Here is a 24,930-nt window from a genome sequence, read left to right as displayed (position 1 = left end):
GTGCCCACCCTACCAGCCGGCCGACGCACGCGTCACGCGTGGGCACGGGGTGCCCACCCTACCTTTCGGCCGACGTAGGGTGGGCTCCCTGAGCCCACGCGGACGTTCGCCGGCCGACGAGGGCGCTCAGCTGCGTTTCGCCACGCGCTCGGCCGACTCCAGCGTATTCATCAGCAGCATCGTGATGGTCATCGGCCCCACGCCACCCGGCACCGGCGTGATGTGGGAGGCGACCGGCGCGACGCTGTCGAAGTCGACGTCGCCGCACAGCTTGCCTTCGTCGTTGCGGTTGATGCCCACGTCGATCACGATGGCGCCCGGCTTGACCATGTCGCCCGTCAGCGTGTTGCGGCGGCCGACGGCGGCGACCACGATGTCCGCCTGGCGCGTGTGGTAGCCCAGGTCCGGCGTACCGCTATGGCAGATGGTGACGGTGGCGTTCTGTTGCAAGAGCAGCAGCGCCATCGGCTTGCCGACCGTGTTGCTGCGGCCGATGACGACGGCGTGCTTGCCGCGCAGGTCAACGCCGGTCGTCTCGATCAGCTTCATGCAGCCGTACGGGGTGCACGGGCGGAAGCCTTCCAGGCCGGTCATCAGTTCGCCGGCCGACAGCACCGAGTAGCCGTCCACGTCCTTGCTGGTGGCGATGGCTTCGATGACTTTCGACGGGTCGATATGCTTCGGCAGGGGCATCTGCACGAGGATGCCGTGGATGGCCGGATCGGCGTTCAGGGCGGCGATGCGCTCCAGCAGGGCCTGTTCCGACAAATCGGCCTCGTATTTTTCCAGCACCGAGTGAAAGCCGACGTCGCCGCAGGCCTTGACCTTGTTGCGCACGTAGACGTGGCTGGCCGGGTCGTCGCCGACGATGATCACGGCCAGGCCGGGCTTGTGGCCGGCGGCGGTGAGCGCGGCGGTGCGGGCGGCGATGTCGGCGCGCAGTTGTTGGGAAAGTTTGACTCCGTCGATCAGTTGGGCGGGCATGGCGGGGGCTCGTGTGCTGGACAAAAACGAAATTATAAGCGCGACACAGGTATCGCGCGCCGCTTCGGCATTTTCATTGTCATATTAGTGGACGTGCCTGTACAGGCGGGATGAGCGTTACCACCGTCGCCCCCGCGCGCGCGGGGCCCAGGTTTTGTGCGTTTCGACGGCGCATGCAAATTGGGTCCCCGCCTGCGCGGGGACGACGTTTTCCTATTTCATACGCAAATGCCACAGGCGGCATGCGCCTTGCATCGGCCTCATCTCACATTATGAAATCGAATATCATATTTTGAAAATTGCGTGCTCCACTGGTAGAATCGACAGGCTTTATTCAAGGGATAGTCTTTTCGCCACCAAACGTCCGTGACGAATTCAGGATCGGGTGGGGCACCACACTCAAGGAGACGTAGCAATGTCAGCTCAACTCGACCAGTTGACGGCTCAAGCCGCCAACGACCCGGATACGCTCGAGACCAAGGAATGGCTCGAAGCGCTTGAAGCGGTGATCGAATTCGAAGGTACCGATCGTGCGCACTACCTGCTGGAGCGCCTGGTCGATCTGGCACGCCGCCGCGGCGCCCACATTCCGTTCTCGAGCAACACCGCCTACGTGAACACGATTCCGGCCCACCTGGAAGCGCACTGCCCCGGCAACCTGGAATACGAAGAGCGCCTGCGCTCGTGGATGCGCTGGAACGCGATGGCGATGGTCGTCAAGGCCAACCGCGTCGACGGCGACCTCGGCGGCCACATCTCGTCGTTCGCCTCCCTGGCCAACATGCTGGGCATCGGCTTCAACCACTTCTGGCACGCCCCGACCGAAGACCACGGCGGCGACCTGCTGTACATCCAGGGCCACTCGTCGCCCGGCATCTACGCGCGCGCCTTCCTCGAAGGCCGCCTGTCCGAAGAGCAGCTGCTGAACTTCCGCCAGGAAGTCGACGGCCACGGCCTGTCGTCCTACCCGCACCCGAAACTGATGCCGGACTTCTGGCAGTTCCCGACCGTGTCGATGGGCCTGGGCCCGATCATGGCGATCTACCAGGCGCGCTTCCTGAAGTACCTGGAAGCCCGCGGCATCGCCAAGACCGACAACCGCAAGGTCTGGGTCTTCTGCGGCGACGGCGAGATGGACGAGCCGGAATCGATGGGCGCGATCGGCATGGCCGCGCGCGAAAAACTCGACAACCTGGTCATGGTCGTCAACTGCAACCTGCAGCGCCTGGACGGTCCGGTGCGCGGCAACGGCAAGATCATCCAGGAACTGGAAGCGGACTTCCGCGGCGCCGGCTGGAACGTCGTCAAGGTCATCTGGGGCCCGGGCTGGGACGCCCTGCTGGCCAAGGACAAGGACGGCATCCTGCAGCGCGTGATGATGGAAACCGTCGACGGCGAATACCAGAACTACAAGGCCAAGGACGGCGCATACGTGCGCAAGCACTTCTTCGGCAAGCACCCCGAGCTGCTGAAGATGGTCGCGAACATGACCGACGACGACATCTGGCGCCTGACCCGCGGCGGCCACGATCCGCACAAGATATACGCGGCCTTCAAGAACGCCCAGGAAAACAAGGGCACCCCGACCGTGCTGCTCGTGAAGACCGTCAAGGGCTTCGGCATGGGCAAGTCGGGCGAGGCGCGCAACACGGCGCACCAGACCAAGAAGCTGGACGACGAGGCGATCCGCGAAATGCGCGACCGTTTCGCCATCCCGATCCCGGACGACAAGCTGCCCGAGATCCCGTTCTTCAAGCCGGCCGACGACGCGCCTGAAATGAAATACCTGCACGAGCGCCGCCAGGCCCTCGGCGGCTACCTGCCGCAGCGCCGCCAGCAGGCCGACGAGAAGCTGGCCGTGCCGCCGCTGGCGACCTTCAAGGCCGTCACCGACCCGACCGCCGCCGGCCGCGAGATCTCGACGACGCAAGCCTACGTGCGTACGCTGACGACGCTGCTGAAGGACCAGAGCCTGGGCCAGCGCATCGTCCCGATCCTCGTCGACGAATCGCGTACGTTCGGCATGGAAGGCCTGTTCCGCCAGATCGGCATCTTCAACCAGGAAGGCCAGTTGTACGAGCCGGTCGACAAGGACCAGGTGATGTACTACCGCGAAGACAAGGCGGGCCAGATCCTGCAGGAAGGTATCAACGAAGCGGGCGGCATGTGCTCGTGGATCGCCGCGGCGACGTCGTACTCGACGAACAACCGCGTGATGATCCCGTTCTACACCTACTACTCGATGTTCGGCCTGCAGCGCGTGGGCGACCTGGCCTGGCTGGCCGGCGACATCCGCGCCCGCGGCTTCCTGATGGCCGGTACGGCGGGCCGCACGACGCTGAACGGCGAAGGCCTGCAGCACGAGGATGGCCACAGCCATATCTTCGCCGCGTCGATCCCGACCTGCGTGCCGTACGACCCGACCTACGCGCACGAAGTGGCGGTGATCATCCAGGACGGCCTGCATCGCATGGTGGAAAAGCAGGAAGATGTGTTCTATTACATCACCATCATGAACGAGAACTACGAGCAGCCGGGCCTGAAGGAAGGCCAGCAAGAGGGCATCATCAAGGGCATGTACCTGCTCCAGGAAGGCGACAAGTCGGCCAAGCAGCGCGTGCAGCTGATGGGCTCCGGCACCATCCTGCGCGAGTCCGTGTTCGCCGCCGAACTGCTGAAGAACGACTGGGGCGTCGCCGCCGACGTGTGGTCGTGCCCGTCGCTGACGCTGCTGGCCCGCGACGGCCAGGACGCCGAGCGCTGGAACCTCACGCACCCGCTCGACGCGCCGCGCGTGCCGTACGTGACCCAGCTGCTGCAGGGTTCCGAAGGTCCGATCGTCGCGACGACCGACTACATGCGCCTGTTCGCCGAGCAGATCCGCGCCTACGTCCCGAGCGGCCGCACGTACAAGGTGCTGGGCACCGACGGCTTCGGCCGTTCGGACACCCGCGCCAAGCTGCGCGAATTCTTCGAGGTGAACCGTTACTACATCACGGTCGCCGCGCTGAAATCGCTGGCCGAGGAAGGCAAGATCGACGCGAAGGTGGTGGCGGACGCGATCGCCAAGTACGGCATCGATCCGAACAAGCCGAATCCTGTGACCCAGTAATGCTCTGGCGCTCGCGCGCCGAAAGACGTCGTCCCCGCGAAGGCGGGGACCCAAGCTTGCTTGCGTAACCAATCGCGCAAAAATTGGGCCCCTGCCTGCGCAGGGGCGACGGATGAGCTAACGATAAGAATACGGAGCTAACACACTATGAGCATTGTGGAAGTCAAAGTCCCCGATATCGGTGACTTCAAGGAAGTCGAAATCATCGAGCTGATGGTCAAGCCGGGCGACACGATCAAGGTCGACCAGTCCTTGATCACGGTGGAATCGGACAAGGCCAGCATGGAGATCCCGTCCAGCCACGCCGGCGTCGTGAAGGAAATGAAGGTCAAGGTCGGCGACAAGGTCGGCGAAGGCTCGCTCGTGCTGCTGCTCGAGGAAGCCGCCGGCGGCGAGGCGCTCGCGCCTGCCGCCGCCGCACCGGCACCCGCCGCCGCGGCACCGGCTCCGGCCGCTGCACCGGCACCCGCCGGTCCTGCCGCGAGCTTCTCCGCCGCCCACGCCTCGCCATCCGTGCGCAAGTTCGCGCGCGAGCTGGGCGTCGACCTGAACAAGGTGAAGGGTTCCGGTCCCAAGGGCCGCATCACCCAGCAGGACGTGCAGGGCTTCGTCAAGTCGGCGCTGGCCGCCGGCCCGACGGCCGCGCCGGCAGGTGCGGGCGGTGGCGCAGGCCTGAACCTGCTGCCATGGCCGTCGCTGGACTTCTCCAAGTTCGGCGAGACCGAAGCGCAGCCGCTGTCGCGCATCAAGAAGATCTCCGGCCCGAACCTGCACCGCAACTGGGTCATGATCCCGCACGTGACGCAGTTCGAAGAAGCCGACGTGACCGACCTGGAAGCACTGCGCGTCGAATCGAACGCGTCGTACGCCAAGGCCAAGTCGACGGTCAAGCTGACCATGCTGGCCTTCGTGATCAAGGCCTCCATCGCCGCGCTGAAGAAGTTCCCGAACTTTAACGCGTCGCTCGACGAAGCCAACGGCCAGCTGATCCTCAAGAAGTACTACAACATCGGCTTCGCGGCCGACACGCCGAACGGCCTGGTCGTCCCGGTCATCAAGGACGCCGACAAGAAGTCCGTGTCGCAGATCGCCACCGAAATGGGCGAGCTGTCGGCGCAGGCGCGCGACGGCAAGCTGTCGCCGGCGAACATGCAGGGCGCGACCTTCACGATCTCGTCGCTGGGTGGCCTGGGCGGCACCGCGTTCACGCCGATCATCAACGCGCCGGAAGTGGCCATCCTGGGCCTGTCGAAGTCGCAGATGAAACCGGTGTGGGACGGCAAGGCATTCCAGCCGCGCCTGATGCTGCCGCTGTCGCTGTCGTTCGATCACCGCGTGATCGACGGCGCCGCCGGCGCCCGCTTCACGACCTACCTGGCCGACGTCCTGGCCGACCTGCGCAAGACGCTGCTGTAAGGAGAGCCCATGAGCACCGTTGAAGTCAAAGTCCCGAATATCGGCGATTTCAAGGACGTCGAAATCATCGAACTGATGGTCAAGCCCGGCGACACCATCAAGGTCGACCAGTCGCTGGTCACTGTCGAATCGGACAAGGCCAGCATGGAAATCCCGTCGACCCACGCCGGCGTCGTGCAGGAACTGAAGGTCAAGGTCGGCGACAAGGTGAACGAAGGTTCGCTGCTGCTGACCGTGGACGACGCGGGCGCCGGCGCTTCGGCGCCTGCCGCGGCGGCCCCCGCACCGGCAGCCGCACCGGCGCCGGCCGCGGCACCCGCTGCTCCGGCGCCTGCCGTCGCACCCGCACAGATTCCGAATGCGTCGAGCTACACCGGCGCCGTCGACATCGAATGCGAGATGATGGTGCTGGGCGCGGGCCCCGGTGGTTATTCCGCCGCGTTCCGCTCGGCCGACCTGGGCATGAACACCGTCCTCGTCGAGAAGTACGCCACGCTGGGCGGCGTCTGCCTGAACGTGGGCTGCATCCCGTCCAAGGCGCTGCTGCACGTGGCGCACATCATGGACGAGACGGCGCACATGGCGGACCTCGGCGTGTCGTTCGCGAAGCCGGACGTCGACATCGACAAGCTGCGCGCCTACAAGGACAAGGTCATCAAGACGATGACGGGCGGCCTGGCCGGCATGGCCAAGGCGCGCAAGGTCAATGTGGTGCAAGGCGTCGGCAAGTTCCTGAGCCCGAACCACATCGAAGTGACGGGCGCCGACGGCGCGAAGAAGGTCGTCGCGTTCCAGAAGGCGATCATCGCGGCCGGTTCGGCCGTGGTCAAGCTGCCGTTCGTGCCGGAAGATCCGCGCATCGTCGATTCGACCGGCGCGCTGGAACTGCGCCAGGTGCCGAAGCGCATGCTCGTCATCGGCGGCGGCATCATCGGCCTCGAAATGGCGACCGTGTACTCGACCTTGGGTGCGCGCATCGACGTCGTCGAGATGATGGATGGCCTGATGCAGGGCGCGGACCGCGAGGCCGTCAAGGTCTGGCAGAAGTTCAACGCGGCCCGCTTCGACAACATCATGTTGAAGACCAAGACCGTCGGCGTGGAAGCGCTGCCGGAAGGGATCAAGGTCACGTTCGAAGCCGCCGAAGCGGGGCAGCCGGCGCCGGAAGCGCAGGTCTACGACCTCGTGCTGGTGGCCGTGGGCCGCAGCCCGAACGGCAAGAAGATCGGCGCCGAGAACGCGGGCGTCGCGGTCAGCGATCGCGGCTTCATCCCGGTCGACGGCCAGATGCGCACCAACGTGCCGCACATCTTCGCCATCGGCGACCTGGTGGGCCAGCCGATGCTGGCGCACAAGGCCGTGCATGAAGCCCACGTCGCAGCGGAAGCCGCGCACGGCGAGAAGGCCTTCTTCGATGCGAAGGTGATCCCGTCGGTGGCCTACACCGATCCGGAAGTGGCATGGGTCGGCCTGACCGAAGACGAAGCGAAAGCCAAGGGCATCAAGATCGAGAAGGGCCACTTCCCGTGGGCCGCATCGGGCCGCGCCGTCGCCAACGGCCGCTCGGAAGGCTTCACGAAGCTGCTGTTCGATGCCGAGACCCACCGCATCATCGGCGGCACGATCGTCGGCACGAACGCCGGCGACATGATCGGCGAAGTCGCGCTGGCCATCGAGATGGGCGCGGACGGCGTGGACATCGGCAAGACGATCCACCCGCACCCGACCCTGGGCGAATCGATCGGCATGGCGGCGGAAGCCTACGAAGGCGTCTGCACCGACTTGCCGCCGCCGCGCAAGCGCTGATTCAGGCGCTGGCTGGCTGCATCGAAAACCGGGACCGCGTGTCCCGGTTTTTTTTCGTCTGTGTCTGGCGCGTTATGGAATTTTCTGGGACAACACGTGTTTCAGGGATACCTTGTCGGGTCTCCTGTAGACGACATCCGTGATCTTCCAGATGCCGCTCACCCGCGCCACATCGAAATCGATCCGCGTCGTCTTGTCATCGACCGGATCTTTGTAGACGACGCATACCCGTCCCGGCGATGTCGTCTTCACGTCCAGATCGGTCACACGTGGATCCTGCGAGTCGAACAGCAGATCGAAATCGAGATTGCAGACGCCCTGGAACTTCACCTGGCACGCCGCATCCTTGACCAGTAAATCCGCCAGCGCGGGCGCGAAATATTTTTCGAGTGTCGCTTTGTTTTGGTGTGACAGGTCGTCGCCAAACAGGTCCGCCTGACTCGCGACCGCCTGCCAGGCGAAATCCTTGTACAGCTTCGCAACCACGACGGCTTCGTTATCCGCTGTCGCGGCAAGGGCTGTGCCGGCCCATCCGATTGCCAGAGCGGCCGAGACGAACAGGCTGACACGTTTAGCGGCGATAGACGACATAGCTCGGTTTCTCCTTGACATATGCGAGGCCCGGCCAGAAGCCGTGCTGCACAAAATCCGATATCCAGTTCTTTCCGTCGTAGCCGGCAATGTGCCCGGCCGGATTACCATGTAAGCCGGGTTGTTGATGGGACCGACGCAGCACGCTTTTGCCCTGGCTGGATCGGTCAGGTGGTCAAATCATGATTCTTGCGCGCCCCATCAACTGACAGTTGGCTTACCGTCAGTTAAGCAAGTGAGGTGAATCAATGCAGCGATCTTGCCCAAAGACGTTTCTTTCTTTCCGGCGGCGTTCAAGCGCCGGCAGCGAAGGTCGGCGATTGCTGGTCTAATACCCTTTTGATCAAGGAGCCAATCCATGAGCATCGCATTCATCGGCCTGGGCGGCATGGGCCACCACATGGCCGCCAACCTGCTGCAATCCGGCCAGCCCGTGCACGTCTGGAACCGCAGCCCGGAACCCGTGCGCGCGCTGGCGGCGCTCGGCGCCAAGCCGGCCTTGACGCCCGCCGAATGCGGCATCGCCGACGTCGTCTTCACCATGCTCTCCGACGACGCAGCCACGCGCGCCGTGCTGCTGGACGGCGGCGTGCTGGCCGCGATGGCGCCCGGCAGCATCCACGTCAACATGGCGACCGTCTCCGTCGCGTTCGCGCGCGAGATGGCGGCGCTGCACGTCGAGCATGGCGTCGGCTACGTGGCGGCGCCTGTGCTGGGCCGCGTTGACGTCGCGCAAGCGGGCAAGCTGAATATCCTGGCCGGCGGCAGCGACGAATTGATCGCGCGCGTGCAGCCGCTGTTCGACCTGATGGGACAAAGGACGTGGCGCTTCGGCAGCGAGCCGGAACAGGCGAACGCCGTCAAGCTCGCGTGCAACCTGATGCTCGCGTGCGCGATCGAGGCGACGGCCGAAGGCACCGCGCTGGCACGCACGCACGGCGTGCCGGCCGCGGATTTCATCGACCTCGTCACGGGCACGCTGTTCGCCGGCTCGCCCGTCTACAAGGGCTATGGCGGGATGATCGCCGCGGAGCGCTATGCGCCGGCCGGCTTCAAATTGTCGCTGGGTTTGAAGGACGTGCGCCTCGCGGTGGAGGCGGGCCAGGGCAAGCAGTTGCCGCTGGCGTTCGGCGCGACCCTGAAGGCGACCTTGCAGGATGCCGTGGCGCAGGGCGATGGTGACCTCGATCTGGCGGCGCTGGGCAAGCATGCGGCAAGGCAGGGCGGGTTGAACTGATTACACGAGGTGCATGCTGGCCAGGAAGTTGAAGGCAAACGGCAGCGCCAGCACCAGCACGACGATGGCGCGCAGGACCAGCGTCCAGCGCGTGCCCTGTGCGGGATGCGCGTACACCAGCAGCCATGACCACGCCATGCCCAGTCCCGCGACGACGAGCGCGCCGAGGTAGACGAACATGCCGAGGCCCAGCATCCCGATCGGGTCGATGATCGGGACGCGGGGCGGCTGGCCGGGCACGGTCGTGAGCAGGAAAGCCGTGACCCAGGCAATGTACAGGGCCAGCGGCAGGATCCCGGCACCCATCAGGAAGTTTGCGGAAATCGATTGGCAGCGCGGCGTCATGGATGCGGGGTCGGTAGTGGAATGTCTGTGAGGTTAGCAAATGATGCCGTGTTCCGCACTGCCGCATCGGAATACGTTGTTCATAAAAACATCCCGGCGTAACATCGGCGCTTTTCCACCGATGGGCTGCCGCCAATGAGAACACGAACCCGCATCCTGACCGCTTCCCTTGCCCTGCTGGCCGCCAACGCCTGGGCGGCCGACGCCATGCCGTCGACGCCACACACGGTCGTGCTGCGCGCCGCGCGCATGTTCGACGGCGCCAGCGGCAAGCTGGTCGAGCATCCGCAGCTGACCATCGTCGGCAACAAGATCGTCCGTGTCGCGCAGGATGACAAGGCGGCGGTGCCGGCCGGCGCCGACGTCATCGACCTCGGCGACGCCACGCTGCTGCCGGGCTTCATCGACGCGCACGTGCACCTGTCCGGCCAGTCGAGCGACAACTGGTACGGCGATTTCTTCGATAACATGATGCGCTTCCCGGCCGAGCAGGCGCTGTACGGCGCCTGGTACGCCCGCATCACGCTGGAGGCGGGCTTCACGTCCGTGCGCGACGTCGGCTCGACGGACTGGATCGCGCTCGGCCTGCGCAACGCCATCGACGCGGGCAAGGTGCCGGGGCCGCGCATGCTCGTGTCGAATTATGCGATCGGCTCGACGGGCGGCCACGCCGACCAGGACCCGATCCCGCCGCAGAAGCTTGCGCCGGCCGGGCCGCTGCAGGGCGTGTGCAACGGGCCGGACGAGTGCCGCGCCGCGGTGCGCTACCAGATCAAGTACGGCGCCAACGTCATCAAGTTCATGCCGTCGGGCGGCGTGCTGTCGCTGTCCGATCCCGTCGACGCGCCCGAACTGACCCAGGAAGAAATGAATGCCGTGGTCGGCGAAGCGCATGCGTGGGGCCGCAAGGTCGCGGCGCATGCGCACGGCGACAAGGCCGCGAAGATGGCGGTGGCGGCCGGCGTCGATTCGATCGAGCATGGCAGCTTTCTCGAGGACGACACACTGCGCATGATGAAGGCGAAGGGCGTGTATCTCGTGCCGACGATCTCCGCCGTCATGCACGTCGAGGAAAAGATCGCCACGTTCCCGCCCGTGATCGCGGAGAAGGGCCGCGCCGCCGCCGCGCACGTGCGCCAGACGTTCCGCCACGCCGTGCAGATCGGCGTGCCGATCGCGCTCGGGACCGACGCCGGCGTCGGAGCCCACGGCACCAATGCGCGCGAGTTCCGCTACATGGTCGACAACGGCATGGCACCCGCGCAGGCGCTGCTGGCCGGCACGTCCAACGCGGCGCGCCTGCTGGGCACCATCGATCGCGTCGGCACGCTGGAGGCGGGCAAGCTGGCGGACGTCGTCGCCGTGCCGGGCAATCCCGTCGCCGACATCACGGTCACCGAGCGGCCGGTGTTCGTGATGAAGGACGGCGTCGTCGTGCGACGGGGCGCCGTCCGCTGAACGGCGCTACGCGTCAAATCTATTGACTGGCCGGACGGCGTTCCAGGTCGTAGGGTGGGCACCCCGTGCCCACGCGACGATACGCGCCGTAATTTATTGACGGGCCGGACGCCCCGCCACGTCCGGCTCGGCCTCGTCGCGTTCCAGCACGGCGCGGTACACGACCCCGCCCAGCGCGCCGCCCACCAGCGGGGCGAGCCAGAACAGCCACAACTGCGAGAGCGCCCAGCCGCCGACGAACAGCGCCTGGCCCGTGCTGCGGGCCGGATTGACGGACGTGTTGGTGACGGGGATGCTGATCAGGTGGATGAGCGTCAGCGCCAGCCCGATCGCGAGACCGGCGAAGCCGACCGGCGCGCGCGTATGCGTCGCGCCGAGGATGATCAGCACGAACATGAACGTCATGACCAGCTCCGTGACGAGGGCTGCGCCGAGCGAGTAGCCGCCCGGCGAGTGCTCGCCGTAGCCGTTGGCGGCGAAGCCCCCGGCCAGGTCGAAGCCGGGTTTGCCGCTCGCGATCATGTACAGGACGGCCGCGGCGGCGATCGCCCCGCAGACCTGCACGACGACATACGGGACGATGTGCCGCGCGGGGAAGCGGCCGCCGGCCCAGAGACCGACCGTGACGGCCGGATTGAAGTGGCCGCCGGAGACGGGGCCGAAGGCATAGGCGCCCGTCAGCACGGTCAGGCCGAAGGCGAGCGAGACGCCCGCGAGGCCGATGCCGACGTCGCCGAACTTCGCGGCCAGCACGGCACTGCCGCAGCCGCCCAGCACGAGCCAGAACGTGCCGAGGAATTCGGCAAAACATTTACGAAACATGGTGTGATCTCCAAGAGAGTAGGGCCGGGTCATTGCGCGACTTGTCGCAAAAGAAATTGTACAACATCAACGTTGCCAGAAGATGATGGTTAACATTGTTACATTTCGCGGCTTTTGCGGAAGCGCCATTTGATAAGCTCGGCGGGTTCAACCCCGAAAGGACATCATGGTATTCAGGCAGAGAGGAGCGGTCGCCGGCGCGGCGTTCGTCGCGGTGACGACCGCCGTGGCCGCGGAAGCGCCGATCCAGAGCGTCACCTTGTATCCCGGCAGCGCCACCGTGGAGCGCGTCGTGCAGGTCGCACCCGGCGCGACGCAGGTCGAGATCACCGGGCTGCTGGCCAACTTCGACAAGGACACCGTGCGGCTGCACGCCGACGCCGGCATCCAGGTCGGGCAGGTCGTCACGCGCGACCAGGGCCGCGTCGACAGTCCGAGTGCGCGCGAGGCCGACCTCGACGCGAAGGTCCAGGCATTGCAGGACCAGGTCGCGGCGATCGATGCGGACATCAAGTCGGCCCAGATCGTGCAGGGGTATCTCGAGCGGCTGGGCGCGGGCGGCGACAAGGCCGCGCCGGTCGATGCGAAAAACCTCACCGGCACGCTCGACGCCATCCGCAAGGGCGCCTTCGACGCGCTGGAGCGCGTGCGCAACGACGACGTCAAGAAGCGGCTGCTGTCGAAGCAGCTCGACGTCCTCAAGCGCGACCTCGCCAGGGCCCAGGCCAGCACGCGCGAGAGCCGGACGATCACGGTGCAGGTCGCGGCCCGGCAGGGCGGCAAGCTGCTGCTGTCCTACCAGGTCAACCGCGCGGGCTGGAAGCCGACGTACCGGGCCGCGCTCGATTCGAACGCGGCCACCATCGACCTGGAGCGGCTGGCGACGATTTCGCAAAAGACGGGCGAGGACTGGAGCAACGTCCGGCTGCGCCTGTCGACCGGGCAGCCGAACCTGATCGTGTACGCGCCCGATCCGTCACCGTGGCTGCTGAATTACCAGCCGCCGGTCGATCCGGCGATGTTCCTGCGCGCGCCCGCGCCGCCGCCGCCGCCCGCGCCCTCCGCCGACTACCGCACGATCCGGCCCGTGGAAGCCGCCGGGCAGGACGATTACATTGCGCCGATCCTGGAAACACAGGGGACCTTCACGACCGAGTTCGAGGTGCCGGCCCGCGTCACGCTGGCGTCGGATGGCCGCGAGATCGCCGTCGGCCTGTCGCGCCAGACGCTGAAGGCGGAGCAGCGCGTCCTCATCGCGCCGCGCAGCGGCAACGAGGCGGCGGTCGTGACGGCGCGCGCGCCGCGGCCCGACGGCGTCTGGCTGCCCGGCCAGGTGCAGCTGCAGCGCGACGGGTCGTACGTCGGCGCGCAGCACTGGGACCCGCAGGCGGGCGACCGCCTGCAGTTCGCGTTCGGGCGCGATCCGCTCGTGCGCGTGACCGTCGAACACCGCGACCGCAAGTCGGGCGAGGTGGGCTTCTTCAACGGCGCCAACCAGCGCCGCATCGCCGACACCTACGTCGTCACGAGCACCCACCGCCAACCCGTCGACGTGCTGGTGCTCGAACCGACGCCCATCAGCGAATCGGACAAGGTGACCGTCAAGACGGCGCTGCGTCCGGAGCCGGACGTGCGCGACTGGGAACACCGGCGCGGACTGGTCGGCCGGTCGCGGACCCTGAAGCCGAACGAGACCGCGCGTTTCGACGTCGACTACGTCATCGACTATCCGAAGGACGGCGTCGTGCAGGGTTTGCCATAAGCCGGACAACCTGCGCGACGGCCCCCGGTCGCGTACCGGGGGCCCGGGATCACGGCTGCGGATTCCACCCCGCGCCGCCGCCATACGCCGCGAACACCTTGTCGCGCGTCGCGAAGCGGTTCGCCACATCCGCGTCCGACAGCACGTAGCCGCCCACGCGCGTGCGCAGGTCGAGCGGCGTGCCGGCCAGGGTCGTGCTGCCGTACTCGCGCCAGCCGGCATCCGCGCTGGCGACGGCCGGATTCGGCGCCGGTTGCCCGTTCACGCCCTGGCCCGCCCAGCCGACGGGGGCCACGTGCGCATCCATGCGGCAGTTGACGAAGGCGATGTTGTCCCACGTCGCCGTGCCGCCGGGGCTGCGCGCGAGATAGGTCGAACCGGCCGGCACGTCGCCGTGGTTCGGACCCGGACCTGCGCCGTGCGTCAGTGCGCTGTTCAGGAAGACGTAGCCGATGTCGGTCGCCACCGGCACGCGCGCCTGCAGCACGTAGCCGCCGCTGGAGGCGTTGGCGCTGTCGCCGACGCTGCGGATCTCGCTGTTCTCGAACAGGGCCGCGTGGCTGCCACCCCAGATGAAGTCGACGTTGCCCGCCACGAGCGCATCGTAGAACCACGCCCAGCCTTTCAGGTTCAGCGTGTCCTGCTCGCTCAGGAAGTTCGCGTGCTTCGCGACGAGGCGCGTGTCGCTGTTGAAGTACAGCGTCTCGGCCTGGCCCGAGATGGCGGCCGAGCGGATGGTCGTGTTGTCGATGGTCAGCGTGTCGAGCACCAGCATGTCCGCGTTCTCGACCAGCATGACGGCCCGTCCGCCGGCCGGGGACCCCGCGACCGTCGACGACTGGCTCGTGCCGGTGCCGGTGTTCAGCGTGTCGTTGTTCGTGTAGCGGACCACGACGCCGTCGCGGCTCTCTCCCTTGATCGTGACGTTGTCCTTGCCGTTCAGGTACAGCAGTTCATCGTAGGTGCCATTCCTGACGTTGATCGTCACGGGCGCCGTCTTCGCGAAGTTCCGCATGGCGTAGTTCAGCGCGCCCTGCACGGTGCGGAAGTCGGCGGGGCCGTCGTCGTCGACCGTGACGGTGCTCGACGTCGGCGCCGCCGGTTTCGTCGTGAACGACCAGCCACCGAGCTTGCCGATGCCGACGAACGGCAGGCCGCCCAGCGTCGTGTTCGTGAACACGCCGTCCGCGATGGCGACGTAGTATTCGGTGCCGTAGGCCAGCTTGCCCACGTGCGGGGCGATGCTCACCGTATTGCCGGCGATGCGGATCGGCGCCGTGTTCACGCGCCGCACGAGGCTCTGGCCCGGATAGCCGAGGGCATCCGTTTCGCCGCTCGTGCGGATCACGTCGACCAGCGCGTCGTCGGCCTTGCGGAAGATGCGGATGCTGCCGTTCGCGCCCAAGGTCGGCGGGCTGTCGAAGGTCAGAGTCAGGACCGTATCGACGTTGACCGCGCCCGCCTGCGCGGCCGGGCTGCTGGCGCCCTGCAGCGCATAGGTCTGCGTCGGCTGGATGAATTGCGGGGCGATGGTCGCGGCGATCGTGCGCGTGAGGCCCGGCTCCGAACCGCTCGTGAACACGATGCTGGCCGTGCCCGCGGACAGCGGCGTGAGCGTGACGGCGTTGCCGCTCGCGGTGGCGCCGACGACGGCCGGATTGCTGGACGCGACCGTGAAGCTGTCCGCCGTGCCGTCCGCCGTGACGGCCGTGACCGCGACCTGCCGCGGCGCGTCGCCCGCTTCGGCCGTGTAGGTGGTGGCGGCCGGATCGAGCGTCAGCTGCACCGGCTTCTGGCGCGGATCGCCCACGCGCACGTCGTCGATCTGGAACGATTTGTTCGACGTGTACAAGCCGATCAGCCCACGCTGCGCGAACGAGGCATCGGTGATGCTGCCGAGGTTCTTCCCGTCCAGGTAGACCGTGAGCGTGGTGCCGATCATTTCGAAGCGGACCGTGTAGAACTGGGCGTCCATCGCGATCGGCGTCCTCGCCTGTTTCGGGCGGCTCAGTGTCCCGTTCAGCATGCGCGCGATCTCGACCTGGGTGCTCGTCGTGCTGTTCTGGACGTTCAGGCCCGCGCCATACCAGTTGCCCGCGTCAACGTAGCGCGCGACGAGGTACAGCAGCTTGCTGCCCGTGGTGCCGTTGGCCATCGGGCGGATGCGCGCTTCCACGTAATAGTCGGCGGACGGCACGCCGGTAAAGGCGTCCGGCTTCACGAGCGCAAGCACGCCGCCCGTCGACGCGGCCGTGTACTGGAGCACCTTGCTGGCGCTGCCGGCCACTTCATCGGTCACGCCGAACGTGCCGTTCGGGCCGGCCAGCGGCAGCAGGTTCCACCTGGCCGTGGTCCCGTCCTGGAAATCGTCGCAGAAGTACAGGCCGCTGGCGGGGCAGTTCAGCGAGGGACCCGTGTCGATGGTGGTCTTGCCGGTGCCGGTGATCGCCGTCGCCAGCTTGCCGCCGCCGGCCTGCGCCAGCGCGTTCGCTTTCACGAGGGCGGCGGGGCGGGGCGTGTAGGCGTACGGCGGCGTCCACGTCGTCGCGTTCGACACCGCGCACGCGCCGAGCGCCGCGCCGTTCAGCAGCGAACCGGTGTCCTTGAACGTGCCGGCGACGGCGTCGCCCGGATTCTTGACCACGCTGTCGCAGCCGCTCGCGCCCGCGATCTCGAACACGTTCGCGTTCGACAGGATCTTCGCGTTCGCGCCGGGACCCACGCTGTAGCTGTTCTTGTACACGGCCGCCGTCTTGCTGCCCACGTAGTAGTTGTTGAAGAGGTGGACCTGGCCGAAGCGCACACGCGGCGCGCGCGACTGGATCGCGCGGAACACGTTGTTGCTGAAGGTGACGCGCAGCTTGCCTTCGTCCGCCGTGGCGGTGGGGCTGGAGCCGATCAGGTTGTTCTTGTCGTGTTCACCGAACACGTTGTACGACACCGTCACGTAGTCGGACGCGTTGGTGATGTCGACGGCGCCGTCGTGGCATTGCTTCACGTGGCCGTTTTCGATGGGCAGGTAGTTGTCGGTGACCGGCGCGTCGGTGAAGGCGTTGTGGTCGATCCAGATGTGGTCCGAGCCGGAGATGCCGATGGCGTCATACGCCGCGTTCCAGTTGCCGGTCGCGCCGTCCGTCGGGTCGAATATGGGTTCGACGTCGCACGGGTTCTGGATCTTGAGGTTGCGGATGATGATCTGGCTGACGTTCGACAGGATGATGTGGCCGTTGACGAAGCCGGAATTGGCGCCGTCGCCGATCAGCGTCGTGTTGTTCTTGAGGCGGATGGCGCCGCGCGCCGACTGGTCGGCGGTGCTCGTGTACGGCTTCCCTTCGGTCATGTCGACGATGCCGGACAGCTTGATGATCTTGGGCGTCGTGCCGCCGTTCGCGATCGCAGCCAGCAACTGGGCGCGGTTCGTGACGGTGTAGATCTGGTCGGTGGTGGCGTTGGCGCCGGCGAGGGTGCCGCCGCCCTGGCTCGCCCAGCCGTCGAGCGGGGCGGTGGCGCGGGCGGGGTCGGTGGCGGCGTTCGCGGTGACGCAAAGCGCGGCCAGTGCCAGCGCAGCCTTGATACGTGCGTATCTCATGAAGGTCTCCTGGCGGTGGCTTACGCGCGGCGGCCGCGCTTGCGGCCGAGGGCCAGGGCGCATGCCCCGGCGAGCAGCAGGGCGGGGACGGCCGGTTCGGGCACGCTCGTGCCCGAACCGGCGGCGCCGATCTGCGTCGTGATCGACGCGAAGTCGCCATGCCAGGCGAGTCCGCCGAGGTCGAGGCCGATGGTGTGGCCGTCGATGACGGACAGGCCCGGCACGCCGTCCGCCTGGCTGCCGTCCAGCAGCGTGAAGCTCGTGATGGCGGCGGGCAGCGTCGCGCCGAAGTCGAAGGTCAGCTTGTAGTCGCCAGTGGGGACCGGCATGTTTTCATAGATGGTGAGCTTGCCGTCCGCGCCGAAATCGAAGCCGAACAGGTAGTCGGCCGTGAGGAATTCGACGCCGCTGTCGGTCGGATCGAGCGTGCTCGTGTTGCTGCCGGGTTCCTGGGCGAACAGGTGGTCGAGTCCGAGGACGTCGGCCGCGCTGCCGTTGTAGGTGGCGGTGATGGTGGCGTCGTGCAGGGAAAGCGGTGCTGCGTGTACCTGGCCGGCAGCGAGGGCTGCGACGACGAGGGTCTCCAAGATTGTAGTCGTTTTCATTGTTATTCCCGAATAGAGCCGCTGCCGTGCCTGGCCGGAGACGGACGCGAAGGCGCCCGGCCGGCCGGACCGGTGTGCGTGCGATGCTGAAACAGGGAAGTCGGCCGATGCCGGCGGACCTTGGTGCGGTGCTGCGGTTCTGCGCTGCTGCGATGCGGCGTTCCGCGTGGTCGTGGCGGCCGGCTCGTGGCTGGACGTTGCGATGATGGCGGGACGGCGAGGATGTCGCTGCCTGGACCGGTTACTCGGCGGCCAGGTCGGGGAATGTTAGCACGAGGATACGATAATTGGTCGGGCCAATTGAACCGTGTTGCAAATATATTTGGGCCGGAATGGGAATTGGCTTGACCAATTTCGGCCGGGAGGAGGTGGGCACGTTTCATTTGAGGCCCCCGGCCTCAACTGCCCGCCCTACGTATCATCGAACAGTGCCGTAGGGTGGGCACCCCGTGCCCACCATCGCGTCACGCCAAAACAAAACCCCGGCCCGCTTGACGCGGACCGGGGTTTTTATCGGACGACAGGCAGTATCGGACTATCAGCCGCCGACACTCTCCAGCGCCTTGTTGAAGGTCGCGCTCGGACGCATCACGGCCTTGACCTTGGCATTGTCCGGCTTGTAGTAGCCGCCGATGTCGACCGGCTTGCCCTGGATTTCCAGCAGTTCCGCGACGATCTTCTGCTCGTTCTCGGCCAGTTGCTTGGCCAGCGGCGCGAAGTAGGCGGCCAGTTCGGCGTCCTCGGTCTGCGCGGCCAGTTCCTGGGCCCAGTACATCGACAGGTAGAACTGGCTGCCGCGGTTGTCGAGTTCACCGGTCTTCGGCGACGGCGACTTGCGGTTGTCCAGCAGCTTGCCGGTGGCGGCGTCCAGCGTCCTGGCCAGCAGCTTGGCTTTCGCGTTGCCGGTCTTGATGCCCAGGTCCTCGAAGCTCACGGCCAGCGCGAGGAATTCGCCGAGCGAGTCCCAGCGCAGGTGGTTTTCTTCGGTCAGCTGCTGCACGTGCTTCGGTGCCGAACCGCCGGCGCCCGTCTCGTACATGCCGCCGCCGGCCATCAGCGGGACGATCGACAGCATCTTCGCGCTGGTGCCCAGTTCCAGGATCGGGAACAGGTCGGTCAGGTAGTCGCGCAGGATGTTGCCGGTCACCGAGATGGTGTCCAGGCCGCGCCATGCGCGCTCCAGGCTGAAACGCATCGCGCGCACCTGCGACATGATCTGGATGTCCAGGCCTTCGGTATCGTGATCCTTCAGGTAGGTCTTGACCTTCTTGATCAGTTCATTTTCGTGCGGACGGTACGGGTCCAGCCAGAACACGGCCGGCATGCCGGAGTTGCGGGCGCGGGTGACGGCCAGCTTGACCCAGTCGCGGATCGGCGCGTCCTTCACCTGGCACATGCGCCAGATGTCGCCCTTCTCGACGTTCTGCGACAGCAGCACTTCGCCCGTCGCCAGGTCGGTGATGTTGGCGACGCCGTCTTCCTGCACTTCGAACGTCTTGTCGTGCGAACCGTATTCCTCGGCCTGCTGGGCCATCAGGCCGACGTTCGGCACCGTGCCCATCGTGCGCGGGTCGAAGGCGCCGTGCCATTTGCAGAAGTTGATGATCTCCTGGTAGATGCGGGCGAAGGTCGATTCCGGGATCACGGCCTTGACTTCCTTCAGGCGGCCGTCGGCGCCGTACATCTTGCCGCCGGCGCGGATCATCGCCGGCATCGACGCGTCGACGATCACGTCGTTCGGCGAGTGGAAGTTGGTGATGCCCTTGGCCGAGTCGACCATCGCCAGCGCCGGGCGGTGTTCCTGGCAGGCGTGGATGTCGCGGATGATTTCTTCGCGCTGCGAATCCGGCAGCTTGGCGATCTTGTTGTACAGGTCGGCCATGCCGTTGTTGACGTTCACGCCGAGGCTGTCCAGCAGGGCGCCATGCTTCTCGAACGCCTCCTTGTAGAAGGTGCGGACGCAGTGGCCGAACACGATCGGGTGCGAGACCTTCATCATCGTCGCCTTCACGTGCAGCGAGAACATCACGCCGGTCTTGTGCGCGTCTTCGATCTGCTGTTCGTAGAACTCGAGCAGGGCCTTGCGGCTCATGAACATCGAGTCGATGATCTCGCCGTCCAGCAGCGACACCTTCGGTTTCAGCACGATGGTCGCGCCGCTCTTCGTGACCAGTTCCATCTTGACGTCGCGCGCGCGGTCCAGCGTCATCGACTTTTCGCCGTGGTAGAAGTCGCCGTGGGTCATGTGCGACACGTGGGTGCGCGACGCCTGCGACCATTCGCCCATCGAGTGCGGATTCTTGCGGGCGTATTCCTTGACGGCGCGCGGCGCGCGGCGGTCCGAGTTACCTTCGCGCAGCACCGGGTTCACGGAGGAGCCGATGCACTTGCCGTAGCGGGCCTTGATCTCTTTTTCTTCGTCGGTCTTGGGATCGGCCGGATAGTCGGGCAGGTTGTAGCCCTTGCCCTGCAGTTCCTTGATGGCCGCCTGCAGCTGGCCCACCGACGCCGAGATGTTCGGCAGCTTGATGATGTTGGCTTCCGGCTGCAGCGTCTTCTTGCCGAGTTCCGACAGCGTGTCCGGCACGCGCTGGTCCGCCGACAGGCGGTCGGCGAAGACGGCGAGGATACGCGCCGCGACGGAGATGTCGCTCTCTTCGATGCGGATGCCGGCGGGTTTGGCAAACGTCTCGACGACGGGCAGGAAGGCGTGGGTGGCCAGCAGGGGCGCCTCGTCGGTTAGGGTGTAGATGATGGTCTGATCACTGCTCATACGCTGGTTCCTCGATGTGCGGGAGGGTTTGGAATACTATTTCTAAAAGGGAAACGTCAATCAACCTGCTGCGCAACGGTTTCTTGAGGTTTCCACGGCTGTCCGGGCCACGCGCCAAGGTGGTGAACAGATCGAGGATCATACTCCGTCAAACATCGATCCGGCGGCCGCGAACGTCGCATCTTGCCGTGCGACTAAGTCTTATATAAGACATAGGACAGGCGCTATTATGCACGACCTTTTCGTAAAGGCGAAGCAGATCGTGAAAGGCTTTTTCGCAATGCGGAATCCAGGCGGGCGCGTGGCAACCGTGCCTACATCTGGCGGAACAGGTCGGCGTAGTTGCGGCTGACGACGAGTTGCTCGTCGCGTCCCTTGAGCCTCACGAGCAGGCGGCCGCGGAAGTCCGTGCGCGTGCCGGCCACGTGGCGCGCGGCCACGATGGCGCCGCGGTGGATCTGCCAGAACTGCTGCGGATCGAGCTGGTCGCGCAGCTGGCGCAGCGGCGTGCGGATCAGGTGCTCGCCGTCGGCCAGGAATACGCTCGTGTACTTGTCGTTGCTCTGGAAATAGATCACTTCGTCGATCGCGATCAGCCGCGTCTCCTGGCCTTGCGCGGCGCGGATCCATTGCAGCGGCGCCGCCGGCGCGGGCGCCGGTGCGGCCGGCGCCGGGGTCGCGCCGAGCTGGCGCAGCAGACCGGCCAGCATGTCGGCGGCCGGCGCCGCGGCCGGCGCCGCCAGCGTTTCCTTGAGACGCTCGACCGTGCGCTGCAGGCGCTCCAGGCGGATGGGTTTCAGCAGGTAGTCGAAGGCGGCGTGCTCGAACGCCTGCAGCGCATAGGCCTCGTGCGCGGTCGTGAACACGACGCGCGGCGCGCGCTTGTCGTCGACCAGGCGCGCGGCGAGGTCGAGGCCGTTCAGGCCGGGCATCTGGATGTCGAGGAAGAGGACGTCGGGCGCCAGCTCGTCGACCAGGCGCAGCGCTTCGATGCCGTTGCCGGCGCGTCCGGCGATGTGCAGTTCCGGCCAGGCGATCGCCAGCTGCTCTTCGAGGTAGGCCAGCAGGTGCGGTTCGTCGTCGGCAAGCAGGGCACGGATGGGATCGATGGCGTCACCTCGGTCAGCGTTGTTTACAGGGGCAGGATCAGACGCGACGTCACGCCTCCGTCTTGATTTTCAAGCAATTGTACTTGAGCATTATTGGCATGCAAGGTGCGCAGCCGCTCGCGCAGGTTCGACAAGCCCACGCCGCCGCCCGGCCGCGGCGCCGCCGCCGACAGGCCCGCGCCGTCGTCGGCCACTTCCACGCACAGGCCGGCCTCGCCCCGGCGCGCGCGCACGACGATCGTGCCGCCGTCCACCCTGGGCTCGATGCCGTGCATGACGGCGTTTTCCACGAGCGGCTGGATCAGCATGGGCGGAATGGCGGCGTCGCGGCAGGACGCGTCGACGTCGATGCGGTAGCGCAGGCGCGCGCCCATGCGCACCGTCAGCAGATCCAGGTAAGCGCGGGCGAGGTCGATCTCGGCGCCCAGCGTGGCGTGTTCGGCGCGGCTGGCCGCCAGGCTCGCCCGCAGGAAATCGATCAGGCGCTCCAGCATGTGGCGCGCGCGCGCCGGGTCCGAACCGATCAGGCTGACGACGTTGGCCAGCGTGTTGTACAGGAAGTGCGGCTCGATCTGGGCTTGCAGCGTGCGCAGCTTCGCCTCGGCCAGCAGGCGCGCCGCCTCGGCGACCTGTTCCTGCTGGCGCGCGGCCTCGATCTCGCGCGCGACGCGGCGCTCGCCGGACGCCAGCACGGCCGCCATCAGCAGCGCGACGGCGGCGGCGCCCGGCAGGTAGCGCGCCAGCGCGCCCGTGTGCAGCACCTCGTCGAAGACGCTGCGGCCGCCCAGCAGGGCGTTCGTGACGGCCATGCCGAGCAGGGCGCAGCACGCGGTCAGCAGCAGCTTGGCGCTGCGCAGCGCGCGGCTGTCCCGTCCCGGCGCGACGCCGCGCAGCAGGCGCACCATGCCATGGATGAGGAAGCCGATGACGTTCGACGCCAGCAGCATCTCCGCCAGCAGCGCGCCGAAGGGCGTGGCGGTGCCGAACAGCAGGGCCGCGCAGGCCAGCGCGACGCCGACGAGGCCATTCCACACGAACGTGTAGACGAGGTTGCGCAGCGGCGAGGGCGGCCAGCGCCGGAACGGGGCAAACGTTTCCAGCGGGTGCATCGAAAGGGTGGCGGATGTCGGCATGTCGTCCTTGTATCAAGCAGCCAGAAAGTTACCATGGAAACAATGTGGTGTGCGATAGGGCAGCCGGGCCAGCGCCAGCGGGCCGGCGTGCACGCGTGCCGCGTCGAACACGGTCAACACGCTGGTCGTCGTGTTGGTGTCCTGCGCGACGCCCACGAGCCAGCCGTCCGTTTCGGATCGTGCGCCCGTGCGCGGCACGAGCACGTGTTCTTCGACGCGCCAGCCGGGGCCGAAGCGCCAGCTGTCCGCGCGGCCCTTGTCGACGTCGACGACGTTCACCGTGTCCAGCACGAGCGACGCGTTGCGCGCATCGCTCGACAGGACGGCGAGGCGGCCGTGGCGGCGGCCGACGACGTGCGGCATCACGCGCGGGAATTCCGCGCCGTCGAGCAGGCGCACCGTTTCGACCCTGCCGCTGGCGTGGTGGAGACTGACGCGCATCGCCGCGTGGGCGGCGGGGCGGTTCGGCTCGCGCACGCCTTCCATCACGCGGCCCGCCGCGGCCAGGAAGTCGCCGTCGTGCAGCACGAGGTCGAAATGGGTGACCGCGCCGCCGGCCTCGTCCCAGGCATTCCCGAAGTGGAACACCATGCGCGGCGGCAGTTCGTAGACGCGGCGGATCGCCAGCGAGTCCTTCGCCACGACGACGACGCGGGCGCCGCGCGTAAGGCCGGCCCACACGTGGCGTTCGGCCAGGCTCAGGTTGTCGTCGGCGGCGATGTCGTACGGCGGCACGACGAAGATCAGGTGGCGCGCGCTGACGGCAAAGTCGTGCAGCAGCGCGAGCTTCGGCACCTCGATCACGCCGGCCTGCAGCACTTGTCCGGCCGCGCCGATGCGGTACAGCGCCACCTTGTCGGCGCCGGGCAGGGCGCCGAAATTCCACAGCGTGCCGTCGGGCTCCACTTTCGGATGCGCGGAGAACGGCATCGCGCGCAGGTCGTCGCGCCAGGTGTGGATGCCGACCGTGGCGAGCGTCGCCGGGTCGATCTCCGTCGCGGAACCGCCTTCCCACAGCGCGTACAGCCGGTCGTTGAACGGCAGCAGGTTCGTGTTCGCCGTGTTCAGGCTGTCGTTGTCGCGAAAGCCGCGCCGCGCGAAGTTCGTGCCGAAGGCCGGATACAGGAACTGGCCGGCGGCGGATTCGTCGAGGAATTTGCGCGTCTCGACGAAGCGGCCCTGGTGCGACACCGTGCCGCCGCCGATGCGCCAGGCCTGGGCGAAGCCGTCGCCGTCGAACCAGTACCGGTAACGCTCGCCGCCCAGTTCGAAGCGGCCGGGACCGTTGCGGAAGAACGTGCCTTGCAGTCCGGCCGGCATCCGGCCTTCGACCACGGCTGCGCCCTGCTGGTTGCCGTCGACGTTCGCGTACACCACGTGGCCCGGATCGTGCGCGAGGGCGGCGTGGAAGCGTCGATACGTCGTGTGGGCGTCGGCACGGGCGAGGCCGGACAGGCCGAGGGCGGCGAGGCCGGCGCCGGCCTTGAGGAATTGGCGTCGTTGCATGGCGGCCTCTCAGCGCAGGGACACGGTCGTCTCGAGGCCGGCGGCCGGCACGGCCAGCCTGACGGCGTCGAAGGCGGGCGGGCCCATGTGGCCTTGCGCGTCATTGCTGAAGGCGATCGGCTCGGTGGGAATGCCCATCAGGTTCGTGTCCAGGCGGCCGTTGTCGTTGGCGTCGTGGAAGACCGAGAAGCCGTAGCTGCCCGGCGCGAGGTCGTGGAAGACGAGGGTCGTGCCGGCCGTGCTGGCCGGGGTTTTCGTCACGCGGGCCGGGCGCTTGAGGAAGCTGCCGGCGGCGTCGTACAGGGCGACCATCACCTGGCCCGTGGCGGATTTGACGTTGCCGACGTGGATGACGAGGTCGGCGGCGTGGGCAGAAAGCGGGGCGGCAAGCGGGGCGGCGATGGCCAGGGCCAGGAAGGCGGTGCGGATCATGGTGGGCTCCAGTGTCGTTGTCTCGATGGACACACTGTAGCCAGGCGGGTCGTGGTCTTGTCGGCAATGCGACGACATGCAGCCGGGTGGCGCGAAATGCGGTGGAAGAGCGTGAAATGTGTGGGGGCGGGTGGGCTTGCCGTCCGGTCCACGCGCCAACGAACCGCGAACGTCACGCGTGGGCACTGGTGCCCACCCTTGTATCTTGAGCGTGTTGGTGATTAGCTACCACTAACTGAGGTGAAGACCA

General features: G+C 66.9%; 17 protein-coding genes. 6 read left to right on the top strand and 11 right to left on the bottom strand.

The window, feature by feature from the left end; translation table 11 throughout:
• Positions 1 to 126: 126 nt before the first annotated feature.
• Positions 127 to 984, bottom strand: coding sequence for a bifunctional methylenetetrahydrofolate dehydrogenase/methenyltetrahydrofolate cyclohydrolase FolD (gene folD / locus ASC93_RS19465; RefSeq protein WP_056446129.1), 858 nt, complete (start codon positions 982 to 984; stop codon positions 127 to 129).
• Between the two features lie 415 nt (positions 985 to 1,399).
• On the opposite strand from folD, the gene aceE reads away from it, so the two are divergent.
• From aceE to lpdA, 3 genes are all read left to right on the top strand, one after another.
• On the top strand, positions 1,400 to 4,096 hold the full coding sequence (aceE, locus tag ASC93_RS19460) for a pyruvate dehydrogenase (acetyl-transferring), homodimeric type (RefSeq protein ID WP_056446125.1): 2,697 nt from the start codon (positions 1,400 to 1,402) through the stop codon (positions 4,094 to 4,096).
• 147 nt (positions 4,097 to 4,243) lie between these two features.
• Positions 4,244 to 5,512: a dihydrolipoyllysine-residue acetyltransferase gene (aceF, locus tag ASC93_RS19455; RefSeq protein WP_082548176.1), complete on the top strand. Its 1,269-nt coding sequence runs from the start codon at positions 4,244 to 4,246 to the stop codon at positions 5,510 to 5,512.
• Between the two features lie 9 nt (positions 5,513 to 5,521).
• Positions 5,522 to 7,318, top strand: coding sequence for a dihydrolipoyl dehydrogenase (lpdA, locus tag ASC93_RS19450; RefSeq protein WP_056446123.1), 1,797 nt, complete (start codon positions 5,522 to 5,524; stop codon positions 7,316 to 7,318).
• 72 nt (positions 7,319 to 7,390) lie between these two features.
• Here the strand turns inward: lpdA and ASC93_RS19445 are convergent, their stop codons facing one another.
• A complete protein-coding gene (locus ASC93_RS19445; RefSeq protein ID WP_157202022.1) occupies positions 7,391 to 7,909 on the bottom strand; it encodes a hypothetical protein in 519 nt (172 codons plus the stop codon).
• A gap of 358 nt (positions 7,910 to 8,267) precedes the next feature.
• Here ASC93_RS19445 and ASC93_RS19440 point away from each other — a divergent pair, with 358 nt between their 5' ends.
• Positions 8,268 to 9,146, top strand: coding sequence for an NAD(P)-dependent oxidoreductase (locus ASC93_RS19440; protein ID WP_056446117.1), 879 nt, complete (start codon positions 8,268 to 8,270; stop codon positions 9,144 to 9,146).
• On the opposite strand, the gene ASC93_RS19435 is transcribed toward ASC93_RS19440, so the two are convergent.
• On the bottom strand, positions 9,147 to 9,491 hold the full coding sequence (locus tag ASC93_RS19435) for a hypothetical protein (RefSeq protein ID WP_056446113.1): 345 nt from the start codon (positions 9,489 to 9,491) through the stop codon (positions 9,147 to 9,149).
• A 135-nt stretch (positions 9,492 to 9,626) separates the two neighbouring features.
• On the opposite strand from ASC93_RS19435, the gene ASC93_RS19430 reads away from it, so the two are divergent.
• On the top strand, positions 9,627 to 10,949 hold the full coding sequence (locus ASC93_RS19430; RefSeq protein ID WP_157202021.1) for an amidohydrolase family protein: 1,323 nt from the start codon (positions 9,627 to 9,629) through the stop codon (positions 10,947 to 10,949).
• Between the two features lie 93 nt (positions 10,950 to 11,042).
• Here the strand turns inward: ASC93_RS19430 and aqpZ are convergent, their stop codons facing one another.
• Positions 11,043 to 11,771, bottom strand: a complete 729-nt coding sequence (gene aqpZ / locus ASC93_RS19425; protein WP_056446109.1) for an aquaporin Z — start codon at positions 11,769 to 11,771, stop codon at positions 11,043 to 11,045.
• A 166-nt stretch (positions 11,772 to 11,937) separates the two neighbouring features.
• On the opposite strand from aqpZ, the gene ASC93_RS19420 reads away from it, so the two are divergent.
• Positions 11,938 to 13,533, top strand: coding sequence for a DUF4139 domain-containing protein (locus ASC93_RS19420; RefSeq protein ID WP_056446107.1), 1,596 nt, complete (start codon positions 11,938 to 11,940; stop codon positions 13,531 to 13,533).
• Between the two features lie 49 nt (positions 13,534 to 13,582).
• Here ASC93_RS19420 and ASC93_RS19415 read toward each other — a convergent pair whose 3' ends face one another.
• The 7 genes from ASC93_RS19415 to ASC93_RS19385 all read right to left on the bottom strand — a co-directional run bounded on the left by ASC93_RS19415 (position 13,583) and on the right by ASC93_RS19385 (position 24,680).
• Positions 13,583 to 17,122, bottom strand: a complete 3,540-nt coding sequence (locus tag ASC93_RS19415; RefSeq protein ID WP_056446104.1) for a pectinesterase family protein — start codon at positions 17,120 to 17,122, stop codon at positions 13,583 to 13,585.
• A 20-nt stretch (positions 17,123 to 17,142) separates the two neighbouring features.
• The gene (locus tag ASC93_RS19410) at positions 17,143 to 17,727 is read right to left on the bottom strand and encodes a PEP-CTERM sorting domain-containing protein (protein ID WP_157202019.1); all 585 of its coding nucleotides are present in this window, start codon (positions 17,725 to 17,727) and stop codon (positions 17,143 to 17,145) included.
• 538 nt (positions 17,728 to 18,265) lie between these two features.
• The gene (locus tag ASC93_RS19405; protein ID WP_056446098.1) at positions 18,266 to 20,500 is read right to left on the bottom strand and encodes an NADP-dependent isocitrate dehydrogenase; all 2,235 of its coding nucleotides are present in this window, start codon (positions 20,498 to 20,500) and stop codon (positions 18,266 to 18,268) included.
• Between the two features lie 314 nt (positions 20,501 to 20,814).
• Positions 20,815 to 21,609 (bottom strand): LytTR family DNA-binding domain-containing protein, encoded by a 795-nt coding sequence (locus tag ASC93_RS19400; RefSeq protein ID WP_082548175.1) that lies wholly within the window; start codon positions 21,607 to 21,609, stop codon positions 20,815 to 20,817.
• 23 nt (positions 21,610 to 21,632) lie between these two features.
• Positions 21,633 to 22,742, bottom strand: coding sequence for a sensor histidine kinase (locus ASC93_RS19395; protein WP_056446092.1), 1,110 nt, complete (start codon positions 22,740 to 22,742; stop codon positions 21,633 to 21,635).
• Between the two features lie 12 nt (positions 22,743 to 22,754).
• Positions 22,755 to 24,248 carry a carotenoid oxygenase family protein gene (locus ASC93_RS19390; RefSeq protein ID WP_056446089.1) on the bottom strand — a complete coding sequence of 498 codons (1,494 nt, stop codon included), beginning with the start codon at positions 24,246 to 24,248 and terminating at the stop codon, positions 22,755 to 22,757.
• 9 nt (positions 24,249 to 24,257) lie between these two features.
• Positions 24,258 to 24,680 carry a DUF2141 domain-containing protein gene (locus tag ASC93_RS19385; protein WP_056446087.1) on the bottom strand — a complete coding sequence of 141 codons (423 nt, stop codon included), beginning with the start codon at positions 24,678 to 24,680 and terminating at the stop codon, positions 24,258 to 24,260.
• Positions 24,681 to 24,930 lie beyond the last annotated feature (250 nt).

The organism is Massilia sp. Root335 (assembly GCF_001425685.1).
Classification (GTDB): domain Bacteria; phylum Pseudomonadota; class Gammaproteobacteria; order Burkholderiales; family Burkholderiaceae_D; genus Telluria; species Telluria luteola.
This window is presented reverse-complemented; position numbering and strand designations above follow the sequence as displayed.